Here is a 12,200-nt window from a genome sequence, read left to right as displayed (position 1 = left end):
GTCATTCTCCCAGCACGACGACAGGCGAGAAGCCGCCAAAGATCAGCCGCTTGCCGTCGAACGGCATCGGGTTCTTCGCCGGGTCCATGCGCGGATCGGCCTTTTCCGGATTGTTCATCCAGTCAGTCATCGTCGCCATCGCCGCGTCGCGAGTGGCCTTGTCCGGCCATTCGATCCAGCTAAACACCACCGCCTCGTCAGCCGTCGCCTGCACGGCGCGGCGGAAATCGGTGACCTTGCCATCGGACACGTCGTCCTCCCAGCATTCGACGATGCGTGTCGCGCCCAAATCCTTGAACACGGCATCGCCCTGTTCGGCATGGTCGATGAATTTCTGCTTGTTCACCTTGGGCACGGCGATGACGAACCCGTCGATGTAACTCATGGCACTTCTCCCACTTCCAAAGAGCGCCCCCGCGCAAACAGCATGTCGATATAAAGCTTGAGGTGCCCAATGGCTTCGCGTGCGACCGCCGGGTCGCCCGCTGCCTTGGCCATAACGAAAGCGCCTTGCAGCACTGTCTGCACATGGCGGGCGAGGCCGATCGCGGTGACGTCGCCTGGCACCTCGTAGCGCTCCAGCGCCTCGGAAAAATCCTCCGCCAGTCGCTCGCAATAGATGGAAATGCTGGCATCGCACGCAGCACGGATGGCCGGGCTGGTTGCGAACGCCTCTTGCGCCATCGTGCCGACAAAGCAGGTAAATCCTTCCGCCGGCCCGTCGAGCAGCGCCAGCCGCACGTCGAGATGGGCCATGATGCGGACGAGCGGGTCGTCTGCGTTGGCCCCCGGCATCTCGAACAGCGGGCGCGCCCGTTCGGTCCAGGCATCGGCAGCAGCGACCGCCAGTGCTTCCTTGGAGGTGAAATGGTGGAAGAACGCGCCCTTAGTCACGCCGGCGACGGCACAAAGATCGTCGACCGAGGTCGCCGCATAGCCCTGACGCCGCACAACCTGATGCGCCGCGTCGATCAATGCCCGCCGAGCCGTGCCACGCTGCGCCCGTTCGCGTGGGCGGCTTGCGACGGCCGGTCTGCCAGCGGTCAGGCTGTCTGCCTTTGCATCGGGACGAGTCGGGCTCATGCCGGAAAACATACCGACCAGTCGGTATGTGTCAATCTTGTTGCGAAACTTTGGGGTGCCTTGCAGGCCGCTCTCGACTTGCGTCTCCATCCATGTCACCAATCGGGAACAAACAAGGCACGGGCAAACTCGGGGTTCGCTGCCGCAGCTACGGAGAGCCCCAAATGGTCGCGATTGCCGCGACAGTTGCCTATCTCGGCCTCGATGCCGTGCCGGTCGAGGTGCAATGCCAGATCGCGCCGGGCATGGTCGGCTTCACCATCGTCGGCCTGCCCGACAAGGCGGTGGGGGAAAGCCGCGAGCGTGTCCGCGCCGCGCTTTCGGCAATTGGCCTGTCGCTCCCGCCCAAGCGCATCACCGTCAATCTCTCTCCCGCCGATTTGCCCAAGGAAGGCTCGCACTACGACCTGCCAATCGCGCTCGCGCTGCTCGGTGCGATGGGCGTTGTCGATGCCGAGACGTTGGCGAGCTATGTCATCGTCGGCGAACTGGGGCTGGATGGCCGCATCGCCGGCTCCCCTGGGGTCCTCCTCGCCGCGCTCCACGCCAGCGAGCGCAGCCTGGGGCTGATCTGTCCCGCCGCGCAGGGTCCGGAGGCTGCCTGGGCAGGGGAGGTGGAAGTGATTGCCGCGCCCGACCTGCTCGCGTTGCTCAATCATCTCAATCGCAGCGGCCATATCCCGCCGCCGGTGCTGGCCGAGGCCGACCCGCCGCAGCGCATGGCCGACATGGCGCAGGTCAAGGGGCAGGAGGTGGCGCGGCGCGCGCTCGAGATCGCTGCGGCCGGGGGGCATAATCTTTTGATGAGCGGCCCGCCGGGCTCGGGAAAATCGCTGCTCGCGGCCTGCCTGCCCGGCATACTGCCCGACCTCACCCCTGCCGAGGCGCTCGAAGTTTCGATGGTCGCCTCGGTCGCCGGGCTGCTCGAAGGCGGCAAGCTGGTTCGCAGCCGCCCGTTCCGCGCACCGCACCATAGCGCATCGATGCCGGCGCTGGTCGGCGGGGGCTTGCGCGTCCGGCCGGGCGAAGTCAGCCTCGCGCATCTCGGCGTGCTGTTCTTGGACGAATTGCCGGAGTTTCAGCGCCCTGTGCTCGATTCGCTGCGCCAGCCGCTAGAGACCGGCACCGTCAGCGTCGCCCGCGCCAACGCGCATGTCACCTTCCCGGCGCGGGTGCAGCTGGTTGCGGCGATGAACCCGTGCCGCTGCGGCCATCTGGGGGACGCCGCACTGGCCTGCAGCCGCGCGCCGCGCTGCGCCGCCGATTATCAGGCGCGCGTGTCCGGGCCGCTGCTCGACCGCATCGACCTTGCAGTCGATGTCGAGGCGGTCAGCGCCGCCGATCTGGTCAACCCCGCGCCGGCAGAGGATAGCGCCACGGTCGCCGCCCGCGTTGCGGCGGCGCGAGCGCTCCAGACCGCGCGTTATGCCGGCGGCAAGGCGCGCACCAATGCAGAGGCCGATGGCGACGAACTGAGCGACCACGCCACCCCTGACGAACCCGGCAAGGCCCTGCTCGCGCAGGCGGCCGCGGCAATGCGTCTCAGCGCGCGCGGCTATACGCGGGTGCTGAGGGTTGCGCGAACCGTCGCCGATCTGGCAGGCGCAGAGCAGGTGGGACGCATCCATATCGCCGAGGCGCTGAGCTACCGGCGGCGCGCGCCGGTCAACTAAGCTCGCTCTTCAGCTTGAGCACCTTTGTCCCATCTTCCTGCTCGATCAGCACAGCGGGATTGTCGGCGCTGCCGTTCTTGACCACCTTCGCGCCCTTCAAGGTGCGCTGGACATGGCGGTCGAACGTCTCGATCACCTTGCCATGGGCGGTGCCGCTACCCCAGGTCCAGCTAACTTTCGATCCGACCCGATGTGCCACGACGCGCTCCCTTGCTGCGATACCGGCATGACGCCGCAATCGGCACCCGGTTCCTCACAAGCCCGCCATCACCTGCTGCAAGCCGTCGCGGACGTTGGCAATCTGCGCGTCGGTCGAGATGCCGAGGCGGACCACGGTCAGCTTCTGCCGCGGCGAAACGATGATGAACTGGCCCTGGTGGCCAATGCAGGCAAACAGGTCGGCCGGACCATCCTGCGGCCATAGCGCGACACCCGAGCCGGGCGGGCGCGGGCGGTTGAGCCAGATGTGGCCGCCATAACCGCCGTCGGTCCGCGCCGGAGTAAGCATGAAATCGATCCAGCCTTCGGGGATCAGCCGCGTGCCATCCGGCGTCTCCCCGCGCCGGCGCAGGAATTCCCCGAAGCGGGCATAGTCGCGCGCGGTGGCATGCATGATCGAGCCGCCGATCATGGTCCCCGCCGCGTCGAACTCGGGCGTCAGGCTGGTCATGCCGAGCGGGGCGGCGAGACGACCGTTGAGCAGCGCGCGCACCGCATCGCGGCGGGCCGCGGGCACCTCGCTATCGGTCAGCGCGCGCGCAAGGATGTCGGACAGGATCACGCTCGTTGCGCTGCTATATTCATAGGTGCGGCCCGGCGCGTCTTCGGGTGGCTTGGCTTCGGCCATTGCAGCCATGTCGCCGGCATGGGCGCCGAACAGCATCTGCACGGTATCAGTGGTCCAGGGTGCCTCCGTATCCTCTTCCGAATGCTCGAGCCCCGATGACATGTGAAGCAACTGGCGCAGGGTGATGCCGCCGCGCGGATCGCCCGGCCGCTGCCAGGCGGGGACGGGCGCCGGATCGTCGAGCACCAGCCGCCCGTCGGCGACCATGAATCCGATCAGCACAGCGGTGACCGACTTTGCCATCGACCAGCTGATCAGCTTGGAGTCCGGGCCGAAACCAGGGCCATAGGCCTCGTAGACCGGTTCGCCGTCGCGCAGGATGAGCAGCGCCCGCGTTTCCCCCATTGCGTCATGGTCGGCAAAGAGGCGCGCCAGTTCGGCTTCGACCGGGGCGGTGGCGCGCGTCTCGGTCAGCACACGCACCGGGCCGTCAGGCGGCGCGGCGCGGCTGCAGGCGGCCAAGGCGATGGGCAGGGCGCAGCCGATCAGGCTTGCCAGCAACAGGCTTTTGCGGTTCATGGCCGCCATGCCTAGCCCAACCGATACCCCGCGCTCAACCACAACCGCCCGGCGACCACGGCCGCGCTGGCTGCTGATCGCGGTCGCCGCGCTGCTGGCGCTGGGTGCCTACGCCATCTGGCAATTCCCGACCTGGCTGGCGCTGGCCGACACCGGTGCCGCCTATGGCGCGCGGATCGGCTGTTCCTGCCGCTATGTGCAGGGGCGCGAGATCGGCAGTTGTCCGACCGATTTCGAGCCGGGGATGGAACTGGTCAGCATCGAAGACCTGCCCGAAGAGCGCGCGGTGCGGGCGAGCGTGCCGCTGCTGGCCAGCCGAACCGCGCGGTACGAAGGCGCGACGGGGTGCGTGCTATTGGACGACTGACCGCCGTCAGGTTGCAGCCAGCATCGCGCTTTCCGTTTCCGCTATCCACCCGCCGCCGATGACGCGGTCACCGGCGTAGAGCACGGCGGCCTGGCCGGGGCTGACGCCATATTCGGGAGTGGTGAAGACCAGTCGGTCGCCTTCCATGCGCGCGGGGGCGGGTTTGGCCATGCTGCGGACCTTCGCCATCAGGGGGGCGTCGTACGGTGCGGCAGGGTCGGCGAGCCAGTTGCACTCGGTGAGACGGGCGGCGGAGACGGCGAGGGCGCTTCTGGGCCCCACGACGACCTGCTGCTGCGCGGCGTCGATGCGGACGACGTAGAGCGGTTCGGCCATGCCGCCGATTTCCAGCCCGCGCCGCTGGCCGACAGTGTAGTGGATGATGCCCTTGTGGCGGCCGAGTTCCCTGCCCGACTGGTCGACGATGGCGCCGTCGGTCGCAGCGTCGGGACGGACCTTGGTGACGATTTTGGCGTAATCGCCGTCGGGGACGAAGCAGATGTCCTGGCTGTCGGGCTTGGCGGCGACAGTCAGGCGCATTTCTGCAGCGAAGCGGCGGACTTCGCTCTTGGGGAGGTCGCCGAGGGGAAAACGCAGATAGTCGAGCTGGCTCTGGGTAGTGGCGAAGAGGAAATAGCTCTGGTCGCGCGCGGGATCATGCGCGCGGTGCAGTTCGGCGCCCGCCTGACCTTCCACGCGGCGGACATAATGGCCGGTTGCGAGGCAGTCGGCGCCGAGATCGCGGGCGATCTGGAACAAGTCCGTGAATTTCGGCCCCATGTTGCAGCGGACGCAGGGGATGGGGGTGCGGCCGGCGAGATATTCGTCGGCGAAACTTTCGACCACGGATTGGCGGAACGCGCTTTCGTGATCGACGACATGATGCTGGAAGCCGAAACGCGCGGCGACGGCAGCCGCATCGCGAATATCCTGTCCGGCGCAGCAACTGCCGGCGCGCTTGGGGGCGGCACCTGAATCATAGAGGCGCAGCGTGACGCCGATCGTCTCCGCGCCGCTGGCATGGGCGAGGGCGGCGACCACGCTCGAATCGACCCCGCCCGACATGGCGACGACGATGCGGCGTGGGCGCTGGGTGCCGGTGGCAGAATGCGGGAGCTGGAAATCGACCATGAGCTTGCGGGCGCCATGTAGGCGCGGGGAGCGCTGAAATCCAGCGGTTGCGGCGGCCGGGCGGGAACGTTGCGCCTTGCAACTCGCTAACGAGGGATGAAGCAGGGTTTTACCGGACCTTAGCCATGCCCCGCCTATCGCGGTGGGCATGGAGAATTTCCGCCCCGATTCTGCCGGCCCGATTCCGGGCGACGCTGCCGAGCGGCTGCCGTTCGATATCGTGCGTGCGGTGATCGCGGCCCGTCAATCGGCAACGCCTACCGCGCGGGCGCTGGCGGAAGTCTCCGACGCCCATGTGCGGCATGCAGAGGCAGCGCTGCCGCTGCTGCTGTTGTCCGGCCATCATCGCGATGGTGAGGGCCACGGGGGCGAAGGCCAAGGGGGCGGGGGCCTTGGTGCGCGCTTTGCCGACTGCTCGGTCGGTCGCGTCCAAGCCACGGTTCAGGAAGTAAGCGCGTGATTAACCATCGCATTTCAACCAATGTTCAGCCGGGCCGGCTAGATCGGTGTGCAGCAACGGATGCGCAGTGCGCCGTGCCCGGATTCCCGAGGATCGCATGAAAGAATCTCCCGCCCTCCGCCCCGACCGCGTCATTGGCCCGCTGGGCGAGCCGCTGACGCTCGAGTCGCTGCCGCCGCCCGAGACCACTCGCTGGGTGGTGCGCCGCAAGGCCGAAGTGGTTGCCGCAGTGAGCGGTGGGCTGCTCTCTGTCGACGAGGCGTGTCAGCGCTATTCGCTGACGCTGGAAGAATTCGCCGGCTGGCAGCGCGCCATCGATCGTGCCGGCATGCCGGGCCTGCGCGTTACGCGAATTCGCCAGTATCGCGACCTGTACGAACGCCAACAGCGTTTCTGACGCGCGACGAACGGAACCCAATCCGCGATAGATTGTTGAGCCTCCACAACCGCCGAGGCGCGGTGATGCGATCCGGGCACTCCCCGCCCGGGCGAATAGTGGAGGTCTCTAATGGGTATCATCTTGTGGCTGATCGTCGGCGGCGTCATCGGCTGGATCGCCAGCATGATCATGCGCACAGACGCGCAGCAGGGCATCCTGCTCAACATCGTCGTCGGCATCGTCGGCGCGTTCGTCGGCGGGCTGATTTTCTCGGGCGGTTCGATCAACAATGCCGGGCTGTCCCTGTACAGCTTCCTGGTCTCGCTGGCCGGCGCTGTGATCCTGCTGGCGATCGTCAACCTGTTCCGTCGCGGCCGGGTCCGGTAACGACCTGACCTTCTGCATGCAGTTCAGGCGGCGGCGGTCCAGCGGTGGACCGCCGCCGCTTGTGCATCATGGTAAAGGGATGCTTGCAACGCTGGCGGAACAATGGTGACCTAAGGACGGGAGTCGCGACACGAAGGGTTTGCGACACTGTTGGAGGGTCTCATGATCAATTTTCTTCTGGCGCTCGTCATGGGCGGCATCATCGGCTGGCTGGCCAGCAAGGTGATGAACACGGATGCGCAGCAGGGCGTCTTCCTCAATGTGGTGGTCGGCTGTGTCGGGTCGATGCTGGGCGGGTTCCTGTTCAGCTTCCTGACCGGCGGCACACAGAATTTGCGCGATGCGCCGTTCAATCCGCTGACCCTCGCCGTCGCCTTCGGTGGCGCGATGGTATTGCTCGGGATCGTCAACCTGCTGCGCAAGGGCAAGGTGCGCTAACGCGCCACTGTATTCATTTGGGGTGGGGGCGGTACGGGCAATGGCCCGTGCCGCCCTTTCCTTTGGATATTGTCGCCGGCTTGGTCTATGGTGCCTTTACCCCCCGCCTGACCGGCTGCAATGGCTTGCGCCGGGTGATATATTGAGATAATACAGCAGCACTCCCCCGCCGTGCCGCCAGCATGGTGAAGCTGACAGGACCGTATAGCCATGAATTTCGAGACACGCTCCCTTCAGGCAGAACCGGTTTCCGCCGGCCATCCCGAGTGGATCGATGACGAGGCGGCGGTGGATGCGCGGCGCAAGCGGCTGACCATGATCGGGGCTGTACTGCTGGTTTTTCTGGTGCTGGCCGCTGGCTGGTACATCTATTCGGGCGGCGCGGGCGGTGCGGCCGACAGCAAGGCCGGTGTGGCCGGCGAAGCGGGCAAGGCGGGCGGCGCAGATAACAAGGGCACGGCGCCGACCGTCACCGTGATCGCGCCGGGCCGCAGCATGGTCGAGCGGGTGATTTCCGCAACCGGAACGCTGGCCGCGCGGCGCGAGATGCCGGTAGGCGTCAACGGCGAAGGCGGCCAGGTGATGCGCGTGCTGGTCGAACCCGGACAGTGGGTCGGGGCCGGCCAGGTGCTGGCAGTGGTCGACCGTGCGGTGCAGACGCAGCAGATCGCCCAGCTTGCGGCCTCGGTCCGCGTGGCGGAGGCCGACGCGCGGCTGACCCAGTCCGAACTCGACCGTGCCGAGGCGCTGGTCGCGCGCGGTTTCGTCTCGCGCGCGGACATAGAGCGGCGCACGGCGCAGCGCGATGCCGCAGCAGCGCGAGTGCGGGTGGCCGAGGCCCAGCTCGCCGAAGCACGCGCGCGGACCGGGCGGCTCGATATCCGCGCGCCTGAAGCCGGTCTGGTACTGACTCGTGCGGTCGAACCCGGCCAAACGGTGAGCGCGGGATCGGGCGTACTGTTCCGCATTGCCCGTGGCGGCGAGATGGAGCTGCGCGCCAATGTCGGCGAAAGCGATCTGGCCGACCTGCCGGTGGGATCGCGTGCGACCGTGACTCCGGTCGGCTCGCAGCGCAGCTTTGCCGGATCGGTGTGGCAGCGTCCGCAAACCATTGACCCGCAGACCCGTCAAGGCGCGGTGCGCATCGCGCTGCCCTATGACCGCGAGATCCTGCCCGGCGGCTTTGCCGAGGCGCGCATCGTGGCCGGCGCGGCACAGGCGCCAGTGCTGCCGCAATCGGCGGTGCTGAGCGACGACAAGGGCAGCTACGTCTTCATCATCGATGGCGAAAACAAGGTGGTGCGCCGCGAGATTACCATCGGCAGCGTGTCGGACACCGGCATCGCCATCGCGAGCGGTCTGAACGGCAGCGAGCGGGTGGTGCAATCGGCCGGCGCGTTTCTGACCGAAGGGCAGACGGTCAATCCGGTCCGCACGGCGCGAGCCGCCGCCGCGCCCGCGCAGCAGCGCTGAGCGGGAGCATCGGGCGATGAACTTCCGCAATATCTCGGCCTGGTCGATCCGTAATCCGGTTCCGCCAATCGTATTGTTCATCGCGCTGGCGATTGCCGGCCTGGTGTCGTTCAGCGGGATGGACGTGCAGAACGACCCGGACATCGATTTCCCGGTGGCGATCGTTACCATCGCCCAGCCGGGGGCGGCGCCCACCGAGCTTGAAAATCAGGTGACGCGCCGGGTCGAATCGGCGGTGCGAAGCATCCAGGGTGTCGACGAGATCAATTCGTCGGTGAGCGAGGGCAACAGCTCGACCTTCATCCAGCTCGACATCGGCACCCCCATCGACCGCACCGTCAACGATATTCGCGATGCGATCACCCAGATCAGGGGCGACCTGCCCGACGGTATTCTCGAGCCGCAGATCGGCCGGGTGAATACCAGCGGCAACGACCTTGCCAGCTTCTCTGTCGTCTCCACCGCGATGACGCTGGAGGAACTGTCCTGGTATATCGACAATACCGTGACGCGCGAATTGCTGGCTGTGCCGGGCATGGCAGCCGTCGAGCGCAGCGGCGGCGTGACCCGCGAAATCCGTGTCGACCTCGACCCTGCCAAGATGCAGAGCCTGGGGATCACGGCGAGCCAGGTCAACGCGCAGTTGCGTCAGCTCAATCTCAACGCCGCTGGCGGCCGTGCCGAGATATCCGACGCCGAACAGTCGGTGCGTGTGCTGGGCAACGCCCGCAACGCCTTCCAGCTTGGCGAAACGCAGATCTCGCTGGGTGCGGGGCGGACCGTGCGCCTGTCGGATATCGCCCGGGTCAGCGACGCCTATGCCGAGCAGCGCAACTACTCGACGCAGGACGGCCAGCAGGTGCTGTCGTTCAGCTTCCAGCGCGCCAAGGGCGAAAGCGACGTCACCGTCTTCGACGGGGCATTGGAAGTGCTCAAGAAGCTGGAGGAGCGCAACCCCGAGGTGCGTTTCGTCGAGCTGTCCAACAACGTCAAATACACCAAGGAACAATATCATTCGTCGATGCTGGCGCTGATCGAAGGCGCGGTTCTGGCGGTTATCGTGGTGTTCCTGTTCCTGCGCGACTGGCGCGCCACGGTGATTTCGGCGCTGGCGATCCCGCTGTCCGCGATCCCGGCGTTCTGGTTCATGGACCTGATGGGTTTCACCCTGAATTCGCTGACGCTCCTTGCGCTGGCGCTGGTGTCCGGTGTGCTGGTGGACGATGCCATCGTCGAGATCGAGAATATCGTCAGACATATGCGCATGGGCAAATCCGCCTATCAGGCGGCAATCGATGCGGCGGACGAAATCGGCCTGGCGGTGCTGGCGACGACGATGGTGATCGTCTCCGTGTTTCTACCCGTCGGCTTGATGCCGGGTATTTCGGGCGAGTTCTTCAAGAATTTCGGCCTGACCGTGGTGGTTTCAGTGCTGATGAGCCTGGCCGTCGCGCGCATGATCACGCCGATGATGGCGGCCTATTTCCTCAAGGCGCAAGGGCAGGCCAGTCATGGCGAGGGTCCGATGATGGACCGCTACATGAAGCTGCTCGAATGGAGTCTGGACCGCAGTGGCGCGATTGCGCGGCGCGCTCGCTTTACCAAGGTAGAGAGCCGCGCGCCCTATTTCTTCTTCCCGCTGGCCATCGGCCTGCTGTGTGCGGTCATGGTTGGCTGGCAATTGCGTGAGTCGCTGTGGATCATCGCTGCCGTGCCGGTGGTTCTGGGGATTGGGTTCCTGATCGGGCTGCTGCTGCAGCTCATCGCCGGCCTTTTGTTCGGGTTGGTGCGCGGGTTCGAGACGAACCATTTCCTCGAATGGTCGCGCAGCGTCGGTCGCCGGATCTGGGCGCGGATGTTCGATCACCGCACCTGGATCGTCGGGCTCGCGGTGGCCTCCTTCGGGTGGACCATCTACATGTTCACGATCATTCCGCAGACTTTCCAGCCGCCGTTCGATCAGGACGAGAGCAGCATCACGGTCGAGATGGCTCCCGGTACGACGCTGGAGCAGGCCGGCGTGGTTGCGGCGCAGGTCGAGGCGCTGGTGCGGCAGGAGCCCGAGGTCGAGTCCGTCTTTACCCGCGTGCGGGTGGGTGGCGCCAACCTCAACGTCAAATACAAGCCGAAGGAAGAGCGGACGCGCACCAGCATCGAGTTCGAGCGGGCGGTCGGGCCGAAGCTGCAGACGGTGGCGGACGCGCGCGTTTCCTTCCGTTCGCAGTTCGGCGGCTTTACCGGGCGCGAACTCAACCTGACGCTGGGTGGGGACGATCCGGAAGAGCTCAATCGCGTTGCCAACCAGATCGTGCTCGAAATGCAGGGCGTGCCCGAGCTGGTCGCGCCGCGCGTGTCGGGCGACCTCAGGCGACCGGAGATCATTTTGACGCCGCGGCTAGACCTCGCCGCCGATCTGGGCGTGTCGACCGCCTCGCTCAGCCAGGCGATCCGCATCGCGACGCTGGGCGATATCGACCAGAACAGCGCGCGCTTCTCGCTTTCCGACCGCCAGATCCCGATCCGGGTGAAGATGGAGGAGGATGCGCGCGCCAAGCTTGCCAACATCGAAAATCTGCAGGTGCCGACTGCGACGGGCGGCTCCGTGCCGCTCAAGCTGGTCGCCGATATTTCCTACGGTTCCGGCCCGACGCGCATCGAGCGCACCAACCTGACGCGGCGCGTGACGATCGGCACCGATCTGGCACCCGGCGTGGTCAGCGGCACCGCATGGGAAAAGATCAACAACCTGCCGACCATGAAGAATCTTCCCGTGGGTGTCAGCCGGGTCGAGCTGGGCATGGAGAAGTGGCAGGGCGAGCTGATCATGAACTTCATCGTCGCCGTGCTGTCTGGCATCGCGCTGGTGTTCGGCGTGCTCGTGCTGCTCTATCGCCGCCTGATGCCGCCGCTCGTCAACATGAGCTCGCTGCTGCTGGCCCCGTTGGGCGGCACTCTGGCCCTTAAGCTTCTCGACATGCCGATTTCGATGCCGGTCTATATCGGCATACTGATGCTGCTGGGCATCGTCGGCAAGAACTCGATCCTGCTCGTCGATTTCGCGCTGGAGGAAATGGACAAGGGTGTCGACAAGTTCGCCGCCATCCTCGACGCCGGACACAAGCGCGCGCAGCCGATCGTGATGACCACGGTGGCGATGGTCGCCGGCATGGTGCCGACCGCGCTGGCGCTGTCCGGCGATGGCGCGTGGCGGCAGCCGATGGGCGTGGTGGTGATCGGCGGCCTGCTGGTCTCCACCCTGCTGACGCTGATCATCGTGCCCGCGCTGTTCAGCCTGGCGGTGGGCGTCGAGCAGCGGGCCGGGCCGTGGCTGCGGCGCAAGCTGCTGACCTTCAAGCCGGGCGACGACCGGCACGACCGACCGGACGGGACCATATTCCAGCCGGCCGAATGACGGGGGTCTTGCAACCAGCGCGTCGGATCGC

General features: G+C 66.4%; 13 protein-coding genes. 8 read left to right on the top strand and 5 right to left on the bottom strand.

Features of this window, described 5'->3' with window-relative positions; genetic code table 11:
- Position 1 precedes the first annotated feature (1 nt).
- Together AC0QC4_RS14450 and AC0QC4_RS14445 are read right to left on the bottom strand one after the other, a co-directional pair.
- A complete protein-coding gene (locus AC0QC4_RS14450; protein ID WP_483660610.1) occupies positions 2-385 on the bottom strand; it encodes a DUF1428 domain-containing protein in 384 nt (127 codons plus the stop codon).
- Positions 382-1,083: a TetR/AcrR family transcriptional regulator gene (locus AC0QC4_RS14445; protein WP_483660609.1), complete on the bottom strand. Its 702-nt coding sequence runs from the start codon at positions 1,081-1,083 to the stop codon at positions 382-384. Before AC0QC4_RS14445 ends, AC0QC4_RS14450 begins: the two co-directional genes overlap by 4 nt.
- Positions 1,084-1,247: 164 nt before the next feature.
- Here AC0QC4_RS14445 and AC0QC4_RS14440 point away from each other — a divergent pair, with 164 nt between their 5' ends.
- Positions 1,248-2,756, top strand: coding sequence for a YifB family Mg chelatase-like AAA ATPase (locus AC0QC4_RS14440; protein ID WP_483660608.1), 1,509 nt, complete (start codon positions 1,248-1,250; stop codon positions 2,754-2,756).
- Here AC0QC4_RS14440 and AC0QC4_RS14435 read toward each other — a convergent pair.
- On the bottom strand, positions 2,749-2,955 hold the full coding sequence (locus AC0QC4_RS14435) for a hypervirulence associated TUDOR domain-containing protein (protein WP_483660607.1): 207 nt from the start codon (positions 2,953-2,955) through the stop codon (positions 2,749-2,751). The two genes, AC0QC4_RS14440 and AC0QC4_RS14435, sit on opposite strands and share 8 nt — an antisense overlap.
- Positions 2,956-3,009: 54 nt before the next feature.
- Positions 3,010-4,122, bottom strand: a complete 1,113-nt coding sequence (locus AC0QC4_RS14430) for a serine hydrolase domain-containing protein (protein ID WP_483660606.1) — start codon at positions 4,120-4,122, stop codon at positions 3,010-3,012.
- Between the two features lie 7 nt (positions 4,123-4,129).
- Between AC0QC4_RS14430 and AC0QC4_RS14425 the strand changes: the two genes are divergently transcribed.
- The gene (locus tag AC0QC4_RS14425) at positions 4,130-4,489 is read left to right on the top strand and encodes a hypothetical protein (protein ID WP_483660605.1); all 360 of its coding nucleotides are present in this window, start codon (positions 4,130-4,132) and stop codon (positions 4,487-4,489) included.
- Positions 4,490-4,495: 6 nt separating this feature from the next.
- On the opposite strand, the gene mnmA is transcribed toward AC0QC4_RS14425, so the two are convergent.
- Positions 4,496-5,620, bottom strand: coding sequence for a tRNA 2-thiouridine(34) synthase MnmA (gene mnmA / locus AC0QC4_RS14420; protein ID WP_483660604.1), 1,125 nt, complete (start codon positions 5,618-5,620; stop codon positions 4,496-4,498).
- Positions 5,621-5,768: 148 nt separating this feature from the next.
- Here mnmA and AC0QC4_RS14415 point away from each other — a divergent pair, with 148 nt between their 5' ends.
- From AC0QC4_RS14415 to AC0QC4_RS14390, 6 genes are all read left to right on the top strand, one after another.
- A complete protein-coding gene (locus AC0QC4_RS14415) occupies positions 5,769-6,080 on the top strand; it encodes a hypothetical protein (RefSeq protein ID WP_483660603.1) in 312 nt (103 codons plus the stop codon).
- Positions 6,081-6,177: 97 nt separating this feature from the next.
- Positions 6,178-6,477: a CtrA inhibitor SciP gene (sciP, locus tag AC0QC4_RS14410; protein ID WP_483660602.1), complete on the top strand. Its 300-nt coding sequence runs from the start codon at positions 6,178-6,180 to the stop codon at positions 6,475-6,477.
- A 111-nt stretch (positions 6,478-6,588) separates the two neighbouring features.
- A complete protein-coding gene (locus AC0QC4_RS14405) occupies positions 6,589-6,846 on the top strand; it encodes a GlsB/YeaQ/YmgE family stress response membrane protein (protein ID WP_483660601.1) in 258 nt (85 codons plus the stop codon).
- Between the two features lie 162 nt (positions 6,847-7,008).
- On the top strand, positions 7,009-7,284 hold the full coding sequence (locus tag AC0QC4_RS14400) for a GlsB/YeaQ/YmgE family stress response membrane protein (RefSeq protein WP_483660600.1): 276 nt from the start codon (positions 7,009-7,011) through the stop codon (positions 7,282-7,284).
- A 210-nt stretch (positions 7,285-7,494) separates the two neighbouring features.
- A complete protein-coding gene (locus AC0QC4_RS14395; RefSeq protein WP_483660599.1) occupies positions 7,495-8,757 on the top strand; it encodes an efflux RND transporter periplasmic adaptor subunit in 1,263 nt (420 codons plus the stop codon).
- A gap of 16 nt (positions 8,758-8,773) precedes the next feature.
- Positions 8,774-12,169, top strand: a complete 3,396-nt coding sequence (locus AC0QC4_RS14390) for an efflux RND transporter permease subunit (protein WP_483660598.1) — start codon at positions 8,774-8,776, stop codon at positions 12,167-12,169.
- Positions 12,170-12,200 lie beyond the last annotated feature (31 nt).

This window comes from Sphingomonas sp. jy18, from assembly GCF_056931895.1.
The sequence above is the reverse complement of the archived record's forward strand: the minus strand, read 5'-3'. Positions and strand labels throughout refer to the sequence as shown.